19 protein-coding genes are annotated in these 21537 nt (G+C 40.7%); 11 read left to right on the top strand and 8 right to left on the bottom strand.

The genetic code is table 11. The features are described 5' to 3' along the window. The first annotated feature begins 16 nt into the window (after positions 1-16). From TW85_RS20190 to TW85_RS25680, 4 genes are all read left to right on the top strand, one after another. Complete coding sequence (locus tag TW85_RS20190) at positions 17-1744, top strand: proline--tRNA ligase (RefSeq protein ID WP_046018956.1); 1728 nt, start codon at positions 17-19, stop codon at positions 1742-1744. 68 nt (positions 1745-1812) lie between these two features. Then, on the top strand, positions 1813-2160 hold the full coding sequence (gene arsC / locus TW85_RS20185) for an arsenate reductase (glutaredoxin) (RefSeq protein WP_157196993.1): 348 nt from the start codon (positions 1813-1815) through the stop codon (positions 2158-2160). Positions 2161-2207: 47 nt separating this feature from the next. Beyond that, positions 2208-2810, top strand: coding sequence for an NAD(P)H:quinone oxidoreductase (gene wrbA, locus TW85_RS20180; RefSeq protein ID WP_046018954.1), 603 nt, complete (start codon positions 2208-2210; stop codon positions 2808-2810). Between the two features lie 31 nt (positions 2811-2841). After that, positions 2842-3249 carry a DUF2069 domain-containing protein gene (locus TW85_RS25680; RefSeq protein ID WP_052702330.1) on the top strand — a complete coding sequence of 136 codons (408 nt, stop codon included), beginning with the start codon at positions 2842-2844 and terminating at the stop codon, positions 3247-3249. A 104-nt stretch (positions 3250-3353) separates the two neighbouring features. On the opposite strand, the gene cysB is transcribed toward TW85_RS25680, so the two are convergent. After that, positions 3354-4328 carry an HTH-type transcriptional regulator CysB gene (gene cysB / locus TW85_RS20170; RefSeq protein WP_046018953.1) on the bottom strand — a complete coding sequence of 325 codons (975 nt, stop codon included), beginning with the start codon at positions 4326-4328 and terminating at the stop codon, positions 3354-3356. A gap of 109 nt (positions 4329-4437) precedes the next feature. Between cysB and TW85_RS20165 the strand changes: the two genes are divergently transcribed. After that, a complete protein-coding gene (locus TW85_RS20165) occupies positions 4438-5202 on the top strand; it encodes a sulfite exporter TauE/SafE family protein (RefSeq protein WP_046018952.1) in 765 nt (254 codons plus the stop codon). Positions 5203-5312: 110 nt separating this feature from the next. Beyond that, complete coding sequence (locus TW85_RS20160; protein ID WP_046018951.1) at positions 5313-6389, top strand: 3-deoxy-7-phosphoheptulonate synthase; 1077 nt, start codon at positions 5313-5315, stop codon at positions 6387-6389. Between the two features lie 61 nt (positions 6390-6450). Here the strand turns inward: TW85_RS20160 and nfuA are convergent, their stop codons facing one another. Then, complete coding sequence (gene nfuA, locus TW85_RS20155) at positions 6451-7032, bottom strand: Fe-S biogenesis protein NfuA (protein ID WP_046018950.1); 582 nt, start codon at positions 7030-7032, stop codon at positions 6451-6453. Between the two features lie 274 nt (positions 7033-7306). Between nfuA and TW85_RS20150 the strand changes: the two genes are divergently transcribed. From TW85_RS20150 to TW85_RS20130, 5 genes are all read left to right on the top strand, one after another. Beyond that, positions 7307-8968 (top strand): nitrite/sulfite reductase, encoded by a 1662-nt coding sequence (locus tag TW85_RS20150; RefSeq protein ID WP_046018949.1) that lies wholly within the window; start codon positions 7307-7309, stop codon positions 8966-8968. Continuing rightward, complete coding sequence (locus tag TW85_RS20145; protein ID WP_046018948.1) at positions 8952-9449, top strand: DUF934 domain-containing protein; 498 nt, start codon at positions 8952-8954, stop codon at positions 9447-9449. Before TW85_RS20150 ends, TW85_RS20145 begins: the two co-directional genes overlap by 17 nt. Positions 9450-9591: 142 nt before the next feature. Continuing rightward, positions 9592-10260, top strand: coding sequence for a TIGR04211 family SH3 domain-containing protein (locus TW85_RS20140; protein ID WP_046018947.1), 669 nt, complete (start codon positions 9592-9594; stop codon positions 10258-10260). 4 nt (positions 10261-10264) lie between these two features. Next, positions 10265-11434, top strand: a complete 1170-nt coding sequence (locus TW85_RS20135; protein ID WP_046018946.1) for a cation:proton antiporter — start codon at positions 10265-10267, stop codon at positions 11432-11434. Between the two features lie 273 nt (positions 11435-11707). Then, positions 11708-12424 (top strand): hypothetical protein, encoded by a 717-nt coding sequence (locus tag TW85_RS20130; protein WP_046018945.1) that lies wholly within the window; start codon positions 11708-11710, stop codon positions 12422-12424. Between the two features lie 45 nt (positions 12425-12469). Here TW85_RS20130 and TW85_RS20125 read toward each other — a convergent pair whose 3' ends face one another. The 6 genes from TW85_RS20125 to sbcD form a co-directional block, all read right to left on the bottom strand. Then, positions 12470-13645 carry a cytochrome c peroxidase gene (locus TW85_RS20125; RefSeq protein ID WP_238326270.1) on the bottom strand — a complete coding sequence of 392 codons (1176 nt, stop codon included), beginning with the start codon at positions 13643-13645 and terminating at the stop codon, positions 12470-12472. A 140-nt stretch (positions 13646-13785) separates the two neighbouring features. Next, positions 13786-14043: a cell division topological specificity factor MinE gene (gene minE / locus TW85_RS20120; RefSeq protein ID WP_009833334.1), complete on the bottom strand. Its 258-nt coding sequence runs from the start codon at positions 14041-14043 to the stop codon at positions 13786-13788. Between the two features lie 4 nt (positions 14044-14047). Then, positions 14048-14857, bottom strand: a complete 810-nt coding sequence (gene minD / locus TW85_RS20115; RefSeq protein WP_046018944.1) for a septum site-determining protein MinD — start codon at positions 14855-14857, stop codon at positions 14048-14050. Positions 14858-14963: 106 nt separating this feature from the next. Beyond that, positions 14964-15692: a septum site-determining protein MinC gene (gene minC, locus TW85_RS20110; protein ID WP_046018943.1), complete on the bottom strand. Its 729-nt coding sequence runs from the start codon at positions 15690-15692 to the stop codon at positions 14964-14966. A gap of 700 nt (positions 15693-16392) precedes the next feature. Then, entirely contained in the window at positions 16393-20112 is a 3720-nt protein-coding gene (locus tag TW85_RS25675) for an AAA family ATPase (RefSeq protein ID WP_052702329.1), read from the bottom strand. Beyond that, a complete protein-coding gene (sbcD, locus tag TW85_RS20095; RefSeq protein ID WP_046018941.1) occupies positions 20099-21355 on the bottom strand; it encodes an exonuclease subunit SbcD in 1257 nt (418 codons plus the stop codon). The genes TW85_RS25675 and sbcD overlap by 14 nt, the downstream gene beginning before the upstream one ends. Positions 21356-21537: the final 182 nt, after the last annotated feature.

The raw sequence follows: 21537 nt of genomic DNA, 5'->3' as shown, positions 1-21537 counted from the left end.
AATAGACGACAGAACAATGCGCGCAAGCAATTATTTATTTTCTACTTTACGTAATCCTCCAACTGATGCAGTTGTAACTAGCCACAAGCTGATGATGCGAGCTGGCATGATTCGCCAAGTTTCTAAAGGTTTGTACACTTGGCTACCAACCGGCTTAAAAGTGTTCCGCAAAGTAGAGAACATTGTCCGTGAAGAAATGCAAAAGGCAGGTGCCTTAGAAATCATCATGCCTGGTGTGCAACCAAAAGAATTATGGGAAGAATCAGGTCGCTGGCAAGAATACGGCCCTGAGCTTCTGCGCATCAAAGACCGTCATGAACGTGATTATTGCCTTGGGCCAACCCACGAAGAAGTGGTAACTGATCTGGTTCGTAATGAGATTAGCAGCTACAAGCAACTGCCTCTTAACCTTTTTCAAATCCAAACTAAGTTCCGTGACGAAGTAAGACCACGTTTTGGTGTTATGCGCTCCCGTGAGTTCATGATGAAAGATGCTTACTCTTTCCACTCTTCTCCTGAATCATTGCAAACAACCTATGATGTTATGCATGACGCATACTGCAAAGTGTTTGACCGTGTTGGCCTAAACTATCGCCCAGTACGTGCAGATACAGGCAGCATTGGTGGCGCTTTCTCTCATGAGTTCCATGTACTTGCAGAATCTGGTGAAGATGATATTGCATTCAGTGATAGCTCTGATTTCGCAGCAAACATTGAGCTTGCAGAAGCAATCAGTGATAAACAAGCGGCAGACGCACCGACACTTGCGCTGGAAGAGATCCTAACACCTAATTGCAAAACGATTCAGCAAGTCGCTGACTTCTTATCTTTAGATGTTAAGCAAACTGTTAAAACCATGTTGATTAAAGGTCAAAATGCAGAAGGTGAAAGCAATATCATCGCCTTGGTATTACGTGGCGACCACAACATTAATGAAATTAAAGTGGAAAAAATCGAAGGGGCACTTGTTCCTTTCGAGTTTGCTTCAGAAGCTGACATTCTTGCTCAAATTGGCTGCCAACCGGGCTCTATCGGTCCGATTGGTTTAGTTGAAAAAGGCATTCGTGTTATTGCTGACCGCTCTGCGGCTGTTTTATCTGATTTCTGCGCTGGCGCAAACAAAGATGATTATCACGTTACTGGTGTTAACTGGGAACGTGACTTTGGTGAAGTTGAAACGGCTGACATTCGTAATGTTGTTGCTGGCGACCCTTCTCCAGATGGTAAGGGCGTAATTGAAATTAAGCGCGGTATCGAAGTCGGTCATATTTTCCAACTTGGACAAAAATATGCTGAAGCATTAAATGCTAATGTTCTGGATGAAAACGGCAAAGCACAAACCATGTGGATGGGTTGTTACGGTATCGGTGTTTCTCGCGTTGTAGCGGCTGCGATTGAGCAGAACTTTGATGACAAAGGCATTCTATGGCCTGATGCCATCGCACCTTTCCAAGTGTCTATTGTGGCAATGAAATACGAAAAGTCTGAAGCCGTGCGTGAACAGGCAGATCGCATTTATGCAGAACTACAAGCCGCAGGTATCGATGTCATGCTTGACGACCGTAAAGCAAGCCCTGGTGTTAAGTTTGCTGATGCTGAGCTTTTAGGCATCCCGCATCGCGTAGTTATTAGCGATAAAGGTTTAGACAAAGGCACAATCGAATACAAGCACAGACGTACAGGTGACAATGATGACCTTGCGCTTGATACGCTTGTTGAGACACTGATTTCTCGCCTAAACTAACTTTCAACTTATTTCCCCCCTTATTTAAGTAATCATTTAAGGGGGGAAATAAATTATAAGGAATGAAGATGACTACTATTTATCACAACCCTCGCTGCTCCAAATCTCGTGAAACATTAGCCCTATTAGAAAGCAACAAAATAGAAGCCGATGTTCGCTTATACCTTGAAGACACACCAAGTGTAGATGAGTTAAAAGTATTATTAACTCAGCTTGATATCACACCAATTCAACTAATGCGCACCAAAGAAGCTATCTATAAAGAAAATAATCTTCACTTAGATTCTGTAACAGATGAAGAGCGCCTAGTTGCTATGACTCAGTTCCCTAAGTTGATCGAGCGCCCAATTGTTATTCACAATGAAAAAGCCAAAATTGGTCGTCCTCCAGAGCAAGTTCTAGAACTTTTTAAATAACAAAACATTAGGTTTACAGCTGATCCACTAGATTAAAAGTAGAGATAATGACGCCCTATATTTTGGTTTTATACTATAGCCGTCACGGCTCGGTTGCAGAAATGGCAAAGCATATTGCTCGCGGTGCCAAGCAACAAACATCACTGGATGTGATGATAAGACAAGTACCTGAAATCTCAGATATTACTCAAGCTGCACAAGAACCGATTCCTGCAGATGGCGCGCCATATTGCAGCCTAGAGGATCTAGCTAACTGCAGCGCTTTAGCCTTAGGTAGCCCGTCATACTTTGGCGGTATTGCCAGCCCTTTAAAATACTTTTTAGACCAAACCTCTATGATATGGATGTCGGGTCAGCTAGCGAACAAACCTGCCAGTGTTTTTACTAGCGCCAGCACAATGCACGGTGGCCAAGAAATGTGCCTACAAGCATTAATGACACCTCTCTTTCACCACGGCATGATAATTCACGGCTTGAGCTATAAAAGCCCAGCGCTTCACAAAACAGCATCTGGTGGCACGCCTTATGGCGCAAGCCATTTTGCTTCGAGCACAGGTTCTTCTACCCTAAGCGAAGAAGAAAGCAAACTTTGTCACGACCAAGGCGAACGTCTTGCCAAGCTATGTAAAGCCCTTTTAAACGAGTCTTAATTCAAGTCTATTTAGTGAGAAACTGATAACAATGGCAAAAAGAGAACATGTCACCTCTACTGAGCGAAAAACTTACAAGGCACTTTGTAAACAGACTAAGCCCTTAATGGTTTTAAACCTATGCGCCTTGATTATAACCATCGCGGTTTGGCACTTGGCTTTAAATAAAATTGAGTTAAACGCCCCTTGGATAGTTCTTACCGTTGCTATTCTACCGCTATTAATGGTGTTTCCAGGTACTCTGTCAGGAAGTTATCGGGGTGCAATCTGGACCTGTTTTGTCACCCTTATCTACTTTGTCGCTGGGGTTTTAAACTGGATCCAAACCCATGCTTGGGCATATGGTATGAGTGAAACACTTTTGTCAGTGATTTTGTTTATCGTTGCACTCATGTATGCAAGGTGGAAAGGCCTTAGCGAGTTACCAATTAGGAACTAGCTAAAAACAGAAGACGAAAGATGCTTTTTTAACGCTCTGATAAAAGTCGTTCAATAAAAAAGGGTGCTATTGCACCCTTTTTCATCATTCATAAACTGCTTTTGCTATAACCTTGGTAGCTCGATACCTTCAAAAATAGCATCAACTTCGTGGCGACCTACCGCTTCCATTGCAGCCTCAACTCTATCTCGCGTTAGGTGAGGTGCGAAAGATTGAATAAATTCATACATATAACCACGAATAAATGCATTTGAGCGTATACCAATACGTGTACAACTATCTTCAAATAAGTGAGAAGCATCTAACGCCACAAGATCTTCATCTAATTTTTCATCGTAGGCCATAGTTGCCACAATACCTACCCCTAAACCTAATCGAACATAAGTTTTGATGACATCAGAGTCTGCAGCAGTAAACACCACGTTCGGCTCAAGCTCTGCGGCCTGAAAAGCTTGATCTAATTGGGAACGTCCCGTAAAACCAAATACGTAAGTCACAATAGGATACTCAGCCAAAGTTTCTAAACTTAATTTTTCCTCTTGCGCCAATGGGTGATCTTTTGGCACAACGACAGAGCGATTCCAAGTATAACAAGGCAGCATTACAAGATTACCAAAAAGCTCGAGTGCTTCGGTTGCTATAGCAAAATCCACTACCCCATCATTTGCCATTTCAGCAATTTGCATTGGCGTACCTTGATGCATATGTAGCGTGACATCAGGATAGCCTTCCATAAATTGGTGAATAATACTTGGCAATGCATATCTTGCTTGAGTATGAGTCGTTGCAATATCTAGAGAGCCTTTTCTATCGTCACTAAACTCTTTCGCAACTTTTTTTATGTTCTTGGTTTGATTGAGTATCTCACCTGCTATCTCAATAATTTTTTCACCGGCAGGTGTTACATGAGTCAAATGTTTACCACTTCTAGCAAACACTTCCACACCCAATTCATCTTCAAGCAAACGAATTTGCTTACTCACACCAGGCTGAGAGGTATATAAACTCTGCGCCGTTGCTGAAACATTCAGGTCGTGACGGGCCACTTCCCAGATATATCTAAGCTGCTGTAGTTTCATGTAGAGGCCCTTATTCGAAAAAGAATTAAAAACATAAGAAAATATTACTTTATAGAATAGAGAAAAAGCACTAACGTTGCCAGCTTAAACCACATATAGATGGAAAACGATGGATTTTATTTGGTACATATTAGCGGGTGTTGGCGTTGGTTTCGCTGTTGGCATGACAGGTGTTGGCGGTGGTTCTTTAATGACCCCCCTATTACTCATGTTTGGTTTCCCACCTAATATCGCTATTGGAACCGATCTAATGTATGCAGGCATAGCCAAAAGTACGGGTGTGGTCATGCATGCAAAACACGGTCACGTGAATTGGAAGATAATGGGAAGCATGGCTGCCGGCAGTATTCCCGCATCATTAGTCACTATATGGGTATTATCTCAGTTTCACGCACCTGAAAATTACCAAACCATTTTAACCAGCTCGCTTGGGGTTATGTTAGTTGCGACTGCCTTTGTCATTATTTTCAAAAAGAAATTAGTTAATCCAAACAAGGCACAAGATTCAAACTCACAAAAAAGTCACACTTATATCTTTTTAAGCGGCATCATTTTAGGCTCATTAGTTACCCTTACATCTGTTGGCGCTGGGGCCCTGGGTACCGCGTTAATGATGATTTTATTTCCTGCCATGTCAGCAAGAAACATAGTCGGGACAGATTTAGCCCATGCGGTTCCTCTAACGCTTGTTGCAGGTCTTGGTCATCTCGCTTTAGGCAATGTGGACTATTCTCTTCTTGTAGCACTCTTAATTGGTTCCATCCCTGCTATCTATGTTGGCACTCTCGTTGCCACACGTGTACCAAACAAGGTATTACAACCAGTTCTTGCCAGTGCTTTAATGGGGTTTGGCATAAAATATTTGTTTTTCTGAATGCACAAAGATAAACAATATGTACAATACTAACCCCTTGGATAAAAATCCGAGAGGAAACATAATTAAAAAAGCATAACAAACTAGCAGAATAACGCAGGAAAAGATTAATGAGCGACGCCCGTCTCGAAGATTTAAATGTATCTTCTTTTAAGCCACTGGTAACCCCACAAGCCCTTAAAGAAGAGCTACCAGTGAGCGAAGCCATCCGTGCCACAGTAACTCAAGGCCGTGATGATATTAAAAATATTTTAGATGGTAAGGATTACCGCCTTGCTATCGTGATTGGACCTTGTTCAATCCATGACCCAGAAGCCGCTTTAGATTATGCAAAAAGACTAAAAGCACTATCTGAGAAGGTCAGCGATACTCTGTATATCGTTATGCGTGTCTATTTTGAAAAACCTCGTACTACTGTTGGCTGGAAAGGTCTTATCAATGACCCTCACCGCAACGATACTTTTGCGATCGAAGAAGGCATGCACATTGCCCGTAAACTATTGCTAGACCTTTCTGAACTAGGCCTACCACTAGCAACCGAAGCACTTGATCCAATTTCGCCTCAGTACTACCAAGACCTTATTAGCTGGTCTGCAATTGGTGCACGTACAACTGAGTCTCAAACTCACAGGGAAATGGCAAGTGGCCTTTCTGGCCCTATTGGCTTTAAGAATGGCACAGATGGCTCTATGACAGTTGCGGTAAATGCTATCCAGTCTACAGCTCACTCACATTCTTTCCTTGGTATTGATGAGCAAGGTCAAGTAAGCGTTATTACTACTAAAGGTAATCATTACGGCCACATGGTTCTTCGTGGCGGTAACGGCAAACCAAACTATGACTCTGTGAATGTTGCATTAACAGAGCAAGCGATGGAAAAAGCCAACATTCCAGCTAACATTATGATTGATTGCTCACACGAGAACTCAAACAAAAAACCTGAGATCCAACCATTAGTCGCTAAAGATGCAACTAAGCAAATTCTAGAGGGTAACAACTCTATTATGGGTCTAATGATTGAGAGTAACATTGGTTGGGGCAACCAAAAGATTAGCGAGAACCTTGCTGATCTTGAATACGGCGTATCCGTTACTGATGCCTGCATCGACTGGGAGACAACTGAAAAAAGCCTACTTGAAATGGCTGACCAGTTAAGAGATACGCTACCTAAGCGTCCTCGCGGTTAATCCCGTTAAGCATAAAAAAAGGAGGCATCAGCCTCCTTTTTTTATGCTTGCTCATGATTGTTTACATGAAAGCATTATCTGTCACAGTATGATCAGTAGAGTCTTGCACACCATTCAGAGCGGGTACTTTTTCAATCAAAGTTTTTTCAACACCTTCTTTTAGTGTTAAATCGACAGCACTACAGCCTTGGCAACCACCACCAAACTTAAGCACAGCAATGTTACCTTCTTTGATTTCAACCAAACTCACTTCACCACCATGAGAGGCAAGGCCTGGGTTGATATCAGAATAAAGCACATAGTTAATTTGATCTTCTAGTGGGCTATCCGCAGATACTTTCGGCATTTTAGCATTAGGCGCCTTAATGGTAAGCTGACCACCCATTTTCTCTTTTGCGTAATCGACAAAAGCTTCATCTAAAAAGTTTACTGAATTCTTTTCAATCAATACTTTTAGTTTAGGAAGATTCAACACTTCATCTGTATCGACCATTTCTTCAGGTCGGCAATAGGCAAGACAAGTTTCTGCGTAAGGTGTACCTGGTTGCTGAATAAATATGCGAACCGCCATCCCTTCAACGTCTTGCTTCTCTAATAATGAACCCAAGTATTCTTGAGCACTGTCAGTAATCGTAATATTCATATATAACCTTCATAAAATCGGTAAGGCGAATCATAAGGCTATGGTAACTTAAATCACTAAGGCAACGAAAGACCGAGCAGTTAACTAAGGTATTAATTCAATAAAAAAGTCGCATTTATTACACCTTGTGTAAAATCCTAAAAGATAAAAATTTCGACTGATATGCCTTATCAGTAAAACCACTAACCATATGCATAAATATTCGTTTTTTGTATATAGTAATTTTGATAAAGTAGCCGCAAATATTATTTGTCTACTTAGTGGTTGTTCCAACATGTATCAATATGACGCAATAGATCAGCAAATTGTTGAAGAACGCGTAAATCAATTTCGCGATCAAACTCAACGTTTTCTTAATAACGAGCTTCCAGAGGCAGAGTTCCTACCTCTTCGTTTACAAAATGGCCTTTACGTTCAACGTCATGCGCCTATGCTTCGAATCGCTATTCCTTATGGCATGCTGTCTAGTAAGCAAATTCGTAAGCTTGCTGATATCAGTCGCCGTTACGACCGTGGTTATGGCCACTTTAGTACTCGTCAAAACCTTCAATTAAACTGGCCTACTCTTGAATCTGTGCCAGATATCTTGGCAGAACTTGCTGAAGTACAAATGCACGCAGTTCAAACCAGTGGTAACTGTATTCGTAACACCACGACAGACCAATATGCAGGTGTAATTGACGATGAGATCGTTGATCCTCGCCCTTATTGTGAAATGATTCGTCAATGGTCTACTTTCCACCCTGAGTTCGCTTTCTTACCACGTAAATTCAAAATTGCAGTAAACGCAACTGAATCTGCTGATAGAGCAGCAACTCAAGTACATGATATTGGCCTACACATTAAGAAAAATGATGCGGGTGAAATCGGCTTTAAAGTTATTGTTGGTGGTGGTCTTGGCCGTACACCAATGATAGGAACAACGATTTGTGAATTTATGCCTCGTAAAGACATCTTGTCTTACTTGGAAGCGATCCTTAGGGTTTACAACCAACAGGGTAACCGCCTAAATAAATATAAAGCTCGTATCAAAATCTTGACTAAAGCATTGGGCATTGATGAGATTCGTGCTCGTGTTGAAGCTGAATGGGAACACTTGAAAGGTCGTGAAAACACAGTACCTGAAGTGGAATTCGAACGCTTACAAAGTTTCTTCACTGAACCTGCGTACAAAGCATTAAGCAATAACCCTAGCTCTCTAACTGAAAAGTTAAGCCAGAGCCCTGGTTTTGCCCGTTGGTATGAGCGCAATACTTTTGCTCACAAGAAAGACGGCTACCGCATTGTCACCCTTACATTGAAGAAAACAGGTATTGCTCCAGGTGATGCTACGTCTGAACAAATGGACCTTGCTGCTGATTTCGCCGATAAATACAGCTTTGGCGAGCTAAGAGTGAGCCATGAGCAAAATCTAGTACTTGCGGATGTAGAACAAGAGCAACTAGTAGAATTGTGGGAAGCAGCCAAAGACGCTGGTTTCGCTACACCTACACTAGGCTTATTAACTGACATGATTTGCTGCCCTGGCGGTGACTTCTGCGCCCTAGCCAATGCAAAATCTATCCCGATTGCTCAACAAATCCAAGAGCGTTTCGATGATCTTGATTATCTATACGATATTGGCGACCTTGATTTGAACATCTCTGGTTGTATGAATGCTTGTGGACACCACCATGTTGGTAACTTAGGTATTCTAGGTGTTGATAAGAAAGGCGAAGAGTTCTACCAAGTTTCGATTGGTGGTGCTTCTGGTCACGATGCCAGCATAGGTAAGATTATCGGGCCTTCTTTCTCTGAAGAAGAGATTGGCAGCATCATAGAAAAAATTGTTAGCGTTTATATTGATAACAGAACTGAAGAAGAGAGATTCATCGACACCTACCGTCGTATTGGCATCGCTCCATACAAAGAGGCAGCATATGCAAAAAATAATTAAAGACGGCGTAATCCAAGATTGCGATCTGAACTGGATTCAAGATCAAGAGCAAGCTGTTGAAGCATTAGCTGGCGATCAAAAAGCAAAAGCTATTATCCCACTAAACCTTTGGTTGGATGATGCGCACGATACATCTGGCGTTGCTGGTATCTGGATTGACAGTACAGAAAGCACTGAACCTCTAGCAGGTAAAGACTTGTCTGAACTTGCAGTAATAGGTTTGAACTTTCTAGCTTTTGCTGATGGTCGTTGTTTTAGTTATGCACGCCTACTACGTGAGCGCCTTAACTACCAAGGCGAAGTACGTGCACTTGGTAACTTCATCCCTGATCAACAAGGATATATGTTGCGTGTTGGTTTTAATGGTTTCCAATTCAACGAATCAGTTGATATTGAAAAAGCATTATTACTGCACAAACCTTTTTCCGTTGCGTATCAAGGTGATGTAGCAGATCCAAGACCTGTTTTTGCTCGCCGCTAAGCAAAATAGCAGTAAAATTAGCAAATCTTATTAATTTGCTTAAAGAAAAGGCCCTTCACGGGCCTTTTTCTATTGCGTATTTTGTTTCCCATCATTAAGGTATAAAACACGCTAAAGTTGTTGATTGTTAAAGGGTCTTAACGTGTTTTATAAAAATATCATCACTGCACTATTGGCTATTTTCTTCGCCACATCAGTATATGCTGAAACAGCATATGTATCAGACATTCAATTTGTCTCAGTACGAGAAGGTCAAGACAATAGCACTCGAGCTGTTGAAAGAGGACTTCGTAGTGGTACATCTTTAGAAGTACTTGAACGTGCAAACGGACATACTAGAGTACTTACACCAAAAGGAAATGAAGGCTGGATCGCTGATTATTACCTAACAGGTAAAAAAGTAACCCGTGAGAAAGTCATCGAGCAAGAAGCCCAAATAACAGAACTAATTGAAAGTAAACTTACTATTCAAAAACAGCTTAACCAATCTAGTACCTTAATCAATCAGTTGAAAAAAGATGTTGCTGGATTAACTTCTGACAAAACATCTCTAGAACAGAAGCTAGCTGATCTAAATGAATTAACACTACAAGCGCAAGAAATCGTAAAAGATAAAGAAGTCATGAGCTTCGAAGTTGATTCTATTATGCAACGCCTGCAGTTCGCTGAAGCTGAGTCATTACGCTTAAAAGACGAACGCCAGTTAAAATGGTTTATAATTGGAGCAGGTACTTTAGTCATTGGTGTGTTGTTTGGTGTTATCGCCCCTTCAATGCGTCGTAAGAAAGCTAACAATGGAGCATGGTCGTAACTAGATGGAAGTTTCCATAGTCCACTCTTTTTTCCTTATCTTTGCTGGTGCAGCTGTTATTGCGACAGTTGCACTTTATACCAGACAACCTCTAATCATTGCTTATATTGCTCTAGGCGCCCTTCTCGGCCCTTACGCGTTTAGCCTCATTGATGAGCCCAAGCTAATGGATGAGATGTCTCACATAGGCATCATTTTCTTACTTTTCCTATTGGGCTTGGATATGCAGCCAAGCCACTTGCTCAATATGCTTAAAAAGGCCTCCTGGGTCGCTCTATTAAGCTCTATTGCCTTTGCAGGTGTTGGTTATTCAATTGCGTTAGCTTTCGGTTACAGCCAAATTGAGTCAAGTATCATAGGCATTGCCATGATGTTCTCAAGCACCATTGTCTGTATCAAATTATTACCTACTACCGTATTGCATCACAAACACACAGGTGAGCTAGTTGTTGGTCTGCTGCTGTTACAAGATATTATTGCGATTGCAGTATTATTAGTGCTTTACAGTATCGCTGGTACACAAGAAAGCAGTGCGAGCCAAATACTCATCCCCATCATAGGCCTACCTAGCCTTATTGCACTCGCCTTTTTGTTTGTTAAGTTTGTACTACTTAAACTGATCGCTAAATTTGATCGCTTTCATGAGTTCATCTTTTTAGTATCAATTGGCTGGTGTTTATCTATGGCTGTTGCTGCAGAATACCTAGGCCTTTCTGCCGAAATGGGAGCCTTTATTGGTGGTGTTGCCCTAGCCACAAGCCCAATCTCTCAATATATAGCAACACACTTAAAGCCTTTGAGAGACTTTTTCTTAGTACTCTTCTTCTTCACCATTGGGGCAAGCTTTAATCTTGAGTTGCTAGGCCTTGTGATAGTACCTGCAATTATCTTGGCAGTTACTAGCATGCTGTTAAAGCCAGTCGTATTCAGGTACTTATTAAAAGGTCTGAAGGAAGATGCCTCTACCTCATGGGAAGTAGGCTTTCGACTAGGTCAAGTGAGTGAGTTTTCTTTGTTAATCGCCTACCTATCTGCAAGCATAGGCCTTATTGGCATAGAAGCGTCTCATGTTATTCAAGCCACAGCGATTCTCAGTTTTGCTCTCTCAACCTATGTGGTGATATTAAACTACCCCAACCCAATCGCTATTTCTGATAAATTAAGGCGAGATTAAAGCTAATTAAAAATAAAAATGCCAACCGAGTGTTGGTATTTTTTTGCCTATTTATCACCTTTCTGTCCAAATATCCCTTCAAGCAAATGTATCGATTTTGTTGAAATTAGCTCAGCTTGTATCAAACCTATGAGACTTTTTAAAATTGATACATCTTGCGACAAATTAGCTCTAGACTGACAAACTTTTGCGACATGCCAATGTTTTACTAATCACATCGAAAAACAACAGGTTTTTCATTTATTAAATTTGAGTAAAACAATGGAGCTAAACATGAAAAAGTATTTTAAAAAGACCACTACTATTGCCCTAATCAGCCTTTGCGGTTTATCTCTAACTGGTCTTGCGACAGCCATGCCAAATGATGGCGATAGAATGATGAAGCACGGCAAGGTTCAACTTGAACGTGAATACACCTTAACTGAAATCAACACCTTGGTTGAAGCAAGACTACTACGAAGCCGTAATGCAGAAACAACCTTAGAAAGTATTGAAAAAACGGCTCAAGGTACCTTCTTAGTTACCCTAAGTGGAGCAGAGGAAGGAGAAAAGAACATTGAGCTAAATAAATATGGGTTACCTGTCGATGCACCCTTCCTAGGCTTATTTTCTAAGCACGCAGGCAAAGGCGGTAAAAAAGGCAAAGGTCAATGTGACAAGGGTGAGCGTGGCTATAACAAACATTTCGGCAAACAGGATGATATGAGCCCAGAGCGCCAAGAAAGAATGGCAGAGAAGGCAGAAAGAAGACAAGAGAAGCGTGAAGCATACATCGAAAAGCACGCACTAACGCTTGAAGAAATGACCACTCTTGCTGAAGCTAGACTAATTCGCCTGAATAACGAGAATTTAAAATTAGGTGAAGTTACTAGCAATGAAGAAGGTGGCTACACAGTTACTATTTTAAGTGCTAATAATGATTTGGTAAGCCGTGTAAAACTAAATGAAGCGGGGTTTCCTGAACTTAAAATGAAACATCACAAAGGTTAATATTTGAACCAAATTAAAAAGCCCCATTCGGGGCTTTTTTCATTTTTAATTCAGCTGAGATTCGTATCTTGCATCCGTCAATGTTTTAAGGAATGCAACTAAGGCGTCAACTCTTTCATCTGGTAAAGCAGGACCATCAGTCAACTCAGTTGCTAGGTTTATCCCAACTTCTGGTTGCCCCCATAACTCACCTGTTTCAGGGTTCTCTGTACGTGTGACATTGTTATATTTATCATAAAACAGAACCACTGTTTTTAAATCTTGAAATACACCATTGTGCATATAAGGCCCAGTCACTGCGACATTACGCAAACTTGGCACTTTAAACTTACCTTTTTCTGACTCAAAACTGGCTTCCGGATTATTGAACAAGCCGAAATCTGTTGCTGTCACACCGTTGATCGCTCTTAAAGCTTTATTTTCTGGCACTCCAATATTGTGATAACTAAAATCGGTAAAACTTTCTGTCGCATAAAATGGCGAAGAACTTAGCTGATGACATTGATTACAATTGGTAAACTGCTCTGAGAAAAATAGCGTTCTTCCTAACTCTTCCTGATCCGTAAACGCCACTTCACCGCGAAGATATTTGTCATACTTTGAATCAAACGGCATAAACAATTCAGTTTGCTCGAATGCCATAATAGCATCACTCATGGCTTTATAAGCTTGTTTACTGTCCGTCAGCACCTCAGCTCCGAACAAGTGTGAAAACAGTTTTTGATAAGTAGCATTTTCATTGATGCGAGTTAGCACTTGATCCTCAGATAACATTGCCATCTCACCTGGGTTTAACGGTGGCCCAGCAGCTTGATCTGCTAAAGTTGAAGCTCTGCCATCATGGAATTGACCACCAATATATTTACCTTCTTTATTTTTTGAGAACAAAGGACTTAGTGCAGCATAAGCAGCGGTTGGCGCATTACGATCACCAATGGATATATTATCAGAGCCAAGAGAAGCCATACCAAAAACACCATTATCCCTATCATCAATAAAGCCTTTTGCAGGATTATGGCAGGTAGCGCAGGACTGGTTACGGTTAAGCGACAAGTTCACATCAAAGTAAAGTTGCCCACCTAATTTTGCCATGGGGTCATCCATAGCAAGAGGTAAGCTCGACTTCTTCTTTGTATCAAGCACACTAGTGGTTTCATCAACTGACTGACAAGCTGTCAGAGCAAAACCAGATAAACACAATAACCAAGCAAATTTGCGCACACTTCACCTTTTTTCTAAACAAATTTTGTTTTAACTTCTTACAAATAGTAACACAAATAGTAAGTATTATCGTTTTGATAAAAGTCAAAAAAAAGCAGCATTTTCATGCTGCTTTTTTAAAGGCTTAAATAACTGAAGTGTTAAGCTTGATCTGGAAGTGTCACATTCAGCTCCAATACTGAGCAATCCTCAATATTTTCTAACTGTATTTGAACATCATCCGAACCAATATTGACGTATTTGCGGATCACCTCAATAATTTCTTTCTGCATCTGAGGTAGGTAATCCGGCTGCTGCCTTTTACCACGTTCGTGGGCAACGATAATTTGTAAACGCTCTTTCGCTACAGACGCTGATGTAGGCTCATTCTTACTTTTAAAATAATCAAAAATACCCACTCAACTAACCCCCAAGTAATCGTTTAAAAAAGCCTTTTTTAGGCACTTCCAAAAAGCGTAACGGGCGATCTTCGCCTAATAATCTGTGAACGGCATCATCATATGCCAGACCAGCTTCTGATTCAGTATCCAAAATAACAGGTGTCCCTTGGTTTGAAGCTTTTAACACAGCTTCAGACTCAGGAATCACGCCTAAAAGAGGAATAGCCAGAATCTCTTCTACGTCAGCAACGCCTAACATTTCACCTTGCTCTACACGCTCTGGATGGTAGCGAGTTAACAGCAGGTGCTCTTCGATAGGGTCCATACCTTGTTCTGCACGGCGAGATTTGCTTTGCAGAATACCTAGAATACGGTCTGAATCTCGAACAGAGGAGACTTCTGGGTTAGTTACAACAATGGCAATGTCTGCGAAATAAAGGGCCATTTGCGCCCCTCTTTCAATACCCGCTGGTGAATCACAAACGATGTAGTCGTAAGTCTTACCTAATTCGTTTAAGACTTGCTGAACACCTTCTTGTGACAAAGCATCTTTATCACGAGTTTGTGACGCAGGTAATATAGATAAATTTTTTGTACGTTTATCTTTAATCAGAGCCTGAGTCAGTGTCGCTTCGCCATTAATTACATTCACAAAGTCATAAACAACACGTCGTTCACAGCCCATGATTAAATCTAGGTTTCGCAAACCTACATCAAAATCAATAATGACAGTTTTATGGCCGTTTAGAGCCAAGCCAGTGCCAATGGCAGCACTTGACGTGGTCTTCCCTACCCCGCCTTTACCTGACGTTACCACAATAATTTTTGCCAATTTTTTTCTCCCAAACGCAATTTTTATGCGTATTTATCATTTTTTATAATTTAGAGTGTCAAACCATACATATGAATAGCCGCGGCATTAACCTAACTTGAGCAGACTAAAAAGCGACAACATCTAAATTTTCATCATTCAACAAAACTTGAGCAGATTCCTTCCACAAAATTTTCTGTAGCGCATCACTCAGGATAAAATTACCCGCGATTGATACTAACTCGGCTTCCATACTACGACAAAAGATGCGCGCATTACTATCACCCTTAACACCCGCTAAGGCTCGACCTCTCAAAGCACCATAAACATGGATGCTACCATCAGCCAGCACTTCAGCACCTGGACTAACAGAAGATAGTATAATTAAATCCCCTTCTGCGTATACCTGCTGCCCTGAACGTATCGGCTTACTGATAATTTTTGAGCTTTGCGCAACTCTCTTTTCTTCAACGACAGTTTTAATCACGACATCAGGGTTAGCTTTATCTTGATTAACATTATTCTCTAATCTGGTCGCTCGAGTTTTTGATGCAGGCAACAAAGGTAAACTTACCTCATCTTGCCAAGCAGGTTTATTCGTCTCGTGTGAACGCCAGCCAATAGGGCTTAAACCTAAGTTTTTTAAATGTAGCAAAAGACGATTAAATTCGTCTAGATTAATCACTTGATCTAGTTTTGACAGATCAATAATAACAGGGGCCATCTGAAAAAAATTAGGCGCTTGCTCTACTTTATTTTCAATTGCAGCGATAAGCGACATTTCATCAAAATGACTTATCTCTAACAAAATAGTGGTCACAACACTTCCTTTGAACTGGAAGTTTGACTCTGACATACGTGTGTCCTTATAAATGGTGTTGAAGCGCTTTTTCGCCACACTTATTTTAACAAGCTCAAAATTTAAAGAAAGCTAGAAACAGGGATTCGCACCCAAGAAATACCTTTCTACAACAAAAGTTAATTCTTTTCGGCCAACTTGTAATTTTTTACTGAAATGTTTTTTTCAAATGTACACAAAACTTCGCAGCAATGAGGTACTTACTAACCTGCAAAAAAGCATCTGATAACCATCTTTACACGTTAAAGCTTTTGAAACATAAAAAAAATAAAAAAGAAGCTAGACAAGGAGTTAACGCACTGAAAAATAAAATGAAATTCCACTTATTCAGAGAGTTATTGTATTGTTTCTGGGGACAACTTCTCCCTAATATTAGGGAAACTTCGATTAAATCACCTCTTCTCAGTCTTCTCAGAAAAAGTATCAATCAAGGCGTCACTTTGCCGCTTTTTCTGAGAAGAGCTGTAGGTACCTTTCGAGAAGGGACAACACAGGATGATATTTTTTTCTGAAATGCCGTTTAGGTATTCTTCAAAGACCCGCAGGGCGTGGTCTAAAAGCCCTACCTTTAAGTTGAGGATCTTATCAATAGAATCACTATTAAGTTGCGCTCCTCGCCATAAATCTAGTTGCTTTTATCCACACGCTGAGGCGGGAGGACTTATTCGCAGCTCCCCTAGAGAGAAGTTCAGGTTATTTAAATGGCATAAGCCTTGTCGAGTTGGCTAATCCCAAGCCCAGGCAATTTAGATAATTTTATTTGCACAGGAATACGCTCCTTTAATGCTTCAACATGGCTAATTATGCCGATCATTTTACCTGCTGCATTAAGAAGCTCTAAAGCATCAAGTGCAATATCTAAAGTTTCACTATCCAAAGTACCAAAACCTTCATCTAAGAAAAGAGAATCAATACTCGTTTTATGAGACACCAAATCAGATAAAGCGAGGGCAAGCGCCAAGCTGACTAAAAATGACTCTCCACCAGATAAAGTACGTGTGTCCCTTTCACTATCTGCTTGCCAAGTATCTAATACAATAAGTTCTAGTTTATCGCCAACTTTACGCTTTAACTGATACCTATCATGTAGCAAAGCAAGCCTTTGATTTGCTAAATATAGTAGGTTATCTAAGGTAAGACTTTGAGCAAACTTCCTAAATTTAGCCCCATCAGCCGCGCCAATCAACTGCTGCAACTGAGTCATCAAGGCCATATCATCTCTAGCTTTAGCCAATTTTTTAAGATTTGATTGATACTTAGTTTGAGCCTCATCATGCGCTTTAAGCTGCATTTGAATTTGCCCAAAACTTTGATGCTCTTGGCTGTGCTGCGCTGATAATTCAATAATCGTTTCTTGCAAAGATTTTATCTGATTGGCCAAGTCTTCTTCTTTAAATGCGAGAACTAAATCAAGGTTAAAACCTGTATTTTCAGGCAAGGCATCTTGGTGCTTTTTCATTTCACCTTGTACTTGCTGTAATCTATCTTGTGCTTGTGCTTTTTCTTCTTCGAGACGTTTTCTCTCACGAGTTAAGCGCTCAATTTTATCATCATCTAAACACAGAGCCTGCCAACTCGCTTCGTCTTCAAAACCCGCCTCAGATAGCTTTTGCTGCCATACACCTTGAGCCTTTATCTTATTTTCACGTAAAAGCAACAGGCTGTTTTCTTGTGCTAACACACCTCCTTCTAGGGATTGAATGTCAGCACTATTGTCTAATACCTTTTGTTGAGCAGCCTTAAGCTCTTTATCAGATAAGGTAAGAGCGAGTTTAGTTGCCTCTCTTTTTTGCTCTAAACTGTGATCACCCAAATGATTCACTAACTCAGTTTGAATCAAAGCCAGCTCTTTTTGGTAAGTCTCTAAAACTAAATTTAATTCATGACTTTTTTGTTGTAACTGCTGCAACTGCTCTTGGCTAGCTGCAAGCTTGGCATTTTGATTAACTTCTTGCTGCTTCAAAGTCTCTTGTCTTGCTTGCGCATCTTGCCAAGTAAGCAACCTATGTTTAAGTTGTTCAAATGCTTGATTCAGTTCTTGAAACTCATAAGGTCTGTCTAGGTGAGGCTGTAACTCTTGCAACAACTGAGTTTGTTTATCATGAAAAAGATTAATCTCAGCGCGATTCTCTCTGCAAATTTCATCGATACGAGCATTCATCGCAAGCAAAGATTGAGCATCAAAGCCTTGCTGTTGTATGAGTTTTTCCAGTGTTTGTTTTGCAGCTTGGGCCTGCTGTCGAGCGTTATCAACATTTTGCATTAGAAGAGTGAGCTGATTTCGTATAACGTCGTTTTGAGCTTGTAACGTTTGTGACTCAGCCTGAATAACTTGCCAAGCCATGAGATCAGAAATTGCAGGCCAGACCTTATCATTAGGTAAACTTAAGTCATTCGCACCTTGCTTAATTTGATCGATAACAGACTTTTGTTCTAACAGGTTTGCCTCTTGCTGGCTAATCAAAACCTCTAATGTTTGTCGCTGAGATTTTAACTCACGCCCCTCACTTTCAAGCTGATTGACCTTAGTTAGCTGAGTGTCATACTGAGCAAGCGTTTGTTGATTAACACTAGGTTGATGCCCGTGAGCATAGGGGTGTTCTAAAGCACCACATAAAACACAGGCTTCATTATCCACCAACTCTGCTCTTAAGACCTCCAACTGCTGAATTCGCTCTTCTTTCTTTGCTAACAATTCGAGAGTCTCTAAATGGGCCTTTGCTTCTTGAAAAGCTTGTCGCTTAAGTACTAGCTGTTGATCTAAGTGATCTTTTTTCCCCTGATCTTCTGCTTTTTGCTGCTCGAATCGCAATAATTGTCCTTGAGCATAATCATAGTTTTGCACTATTTGCCAAGCCTGCTGAATCGAAGGCGCTGCTTGCAGAGATTGACGATCCGCCTCTAACCAAGCATTAGCTTCCATTCCAGAAGTAAGATTTAGAATATCGTTTTCAGCGTTAAGTAAGACATTATCTAAATGAGCTAAGCTAGCATTTTCATGCTCAACTTTAGTTTGATTATCTTGCTGTCGTTGCACTAACTCAGTTTTATCAAGTTGGAGTTTATCCTTTAGTTCGTTAGCTTGATGTAACGAATTTTGTTGCTCTAACAAGTATTGCCATTGCTGCTGCCAAGCTGCCAATCCATTATTTATCAACTCATTTTGCGGTGACTGACTTAAGCTTATTTGGAGTGATTGCATCTCCTGAGTGAGGTGCGTCAATTGCTTAACATCTGCCTGTCTTTGTAAGTCTAACTTTTGACTTTGTGCGTTAGTTTCTTTTAAGTCTAAAGCTGTTTTAGACAGCAATGCATCTTGCTTATTTTTTTCACTTAAAAGTGGACTAATGACCTGAATATCTAATTGATGAAAGTTTTCTGATTCAGTCTCACACAAGGTATGTTTAGCTATAGCGCTGGACTCTGTTTTAACTAGGCTATCTTTTGCTTCTTTTAATCTGGTAAGTTCGACTTGGTTTACTTTTAGCTTTTCTACCGCATCTCTTTCAGCTGTTGACGTATGCTGTTTTTGCTCATAAAACTGACGGATAACTTTGGCACTTAACGCCGATTCAAGAGACATCAAACTTGGTTTAAAGCTTTCCCAGGCGCTATCACTTGTCCCTAACATTAGACCCAAATCAGCTTGTTTGAGACTTAAACTTTGCCAAACTTTGAACCAATTCAATTGGCTTTCGTGACTTTCTTTTTGTAACTTTAAAGTGGCTTCACGTTCAGCAAATTCTGCTTCTTTCTTTCTTAAATTTGCGAGTGTTTCTTCATCTAAACTTTCGTATTCGTCCAACTGCTGCTCTTGTAAAAGCAGCTCTTGGCGTTGCCGCTTATGCTCCTCAAACACATATTTAGAAATATCCCCGTAGACTTCTGTTCCCGTAAGCTCTTCTAATAATTCTGCTCTGGCGTTTGCTTCTGCATTTAGAAAAGCCGAAAAGCCACCTTGAGCAAGTAGCATGGATTTAGTAAATCGAGCAAAATCTAAACCAGTGATTTGAGCCATTAACGTCAATTTTTCATTTACTTTTGTTGTCAGTACTTCACCTGAGGCAAGACAAAGCTCAACATTAACCGGCTGTAATTTACCGTCACTTCTCTCACGGGCACGCCTTTGGCTCCAAAAAGCGCGATAGCGAACTGATTTAACTTCAAATTCAACTTCTGCTAAGCATTCAGCTGTGTGACGTGTCATGACTTCATTATGTGAAGGGCTCACCTTAAGACGAGGTGTCTCATGAAACAGAGCAAGACAGATGGCATCCAATAAACTGGTTTTTCCGGCGCCTGTGGCCCCCACTATGGCAAAAACGCCAGCATCACTAAAAGGCGATTGGGTAAAATCCAACTTCCACTCCCCTTTCAAGGAGTTAATATTTTTTAATCTAAGACTACAGATTTTCATCTTCTAACGCCTCTTGAGAAGCAAGCATGGCTTGATATTGCTGCTTAAATAAATGAGTTAGTTGGACTTTATCTTCGTCTATTCCAGCACTGTCTACACAAAGTTCAAACACTTCAGTCACGGACAGTTCTGCCAAGGTTTCTTTACTACCTTGTGGCATAGATTGCACCTGAGTTTTTAACTGTCGCTTAACTCTTAATAACTCAATGTCCAAACCTTCTAATGCCATTTGCAGCTGTCGATATAAGTCAGATACATATTCATCTGACACTAAAGTTACTTCCGCCCACAAAGTTGGCGTTTCTCCTTGAGACTGATCTAAATTAGCATGAGCCTGCTTTAATTCGGATACCACCTGACTAAGCTCACCACTCGTACTAAAAAGAGCCTGAAAACTTGGAATTTCTAAAGTCTGTATCACAGGTTCTGTATGACTCTGCGAATAATCTACCAGCACCATACTTTTATTACGTGCCAACTCATCAAAACTTAATGCGATAGGTGAACCTGAATAGCGGACATGATCAAGACCGGATACTTTTTGTGGTCTATGTATATGACCTAACGCCAAATAGGAAAACGGAGGAAAATAATCCATCGGAAAGGATTCTAATGTGCCCACATAAATTTCACGTACAGATTCAGAAATACTTGCCCCAAGTGTCGTTAGATGGCCAGAGCCCAATATCGGCACTCCCCCTAACATTTGAGACTGAGCTTGCGCGGCTTGATACACATCTTGATAAAAGTCTTTAATTTGTTCTGCTAATAAGCCTTGTTTACGACGCTCATCAAGGCCAGCTTCACTCTGAAAAATATCACGAGGGCGAATATAAGGCACAGCACACATTAACGCAGCGACATCTGAACTGCCTTTTTTGTACAGCTTGATAACGTGTTCATCTGGCTGTTGTGGGTCAGCCGCTGCAACAACATAAGTTGTTAGCTCTGCCAGTAAGGTTTTTGACTCGTTAAGCATACTCACAGAGTCATGATTGCCAGCAACAATGACAAGCTGACACTCACGCTTATGTAAGCCTAAAACCAACTGATTATAGAGCTCTCGAGCATAACTTGGAGGCGACCCCGTATCAAAAATATCCCCAGCAATAAGAACAACATCTATGTTTTGTTCTTCGACACACTCAAATAACCAATTGATAAGTGCACTATGCTCATTTTTTCGACTTTTACCCATAAAGAACTGACCAAGATGCCAGTCAGATGTATGTAGAATTTTCATCAAGCTATCGCATGTTTAGTGGAAGGTGCAGAGTAACGAATAGCAGAGCTTATTGCAGCATAAAATAAAAAAAGTGATAAAAACCAGTATGCTATCTCAGCAATTAAACAGCCTTAATGAGCAAAGCTTTGATTTAGGATAAAAAGAGTGAAGATGAATGACTCATTCAAGAAATGCAGTTA

The sequence above is a fragment of the Marinomonas sp. S3726 genome (assembly GCF_000967665.1).
Lineage (GTDB): Bacteria > Pseudomonadota > Gammaproteobacteria > Pseudomonadales > Marinomonadaceae > Marinomonas.
This window is presented reverse-complemented; position numbering and strand designations above follow the sequence as displayed.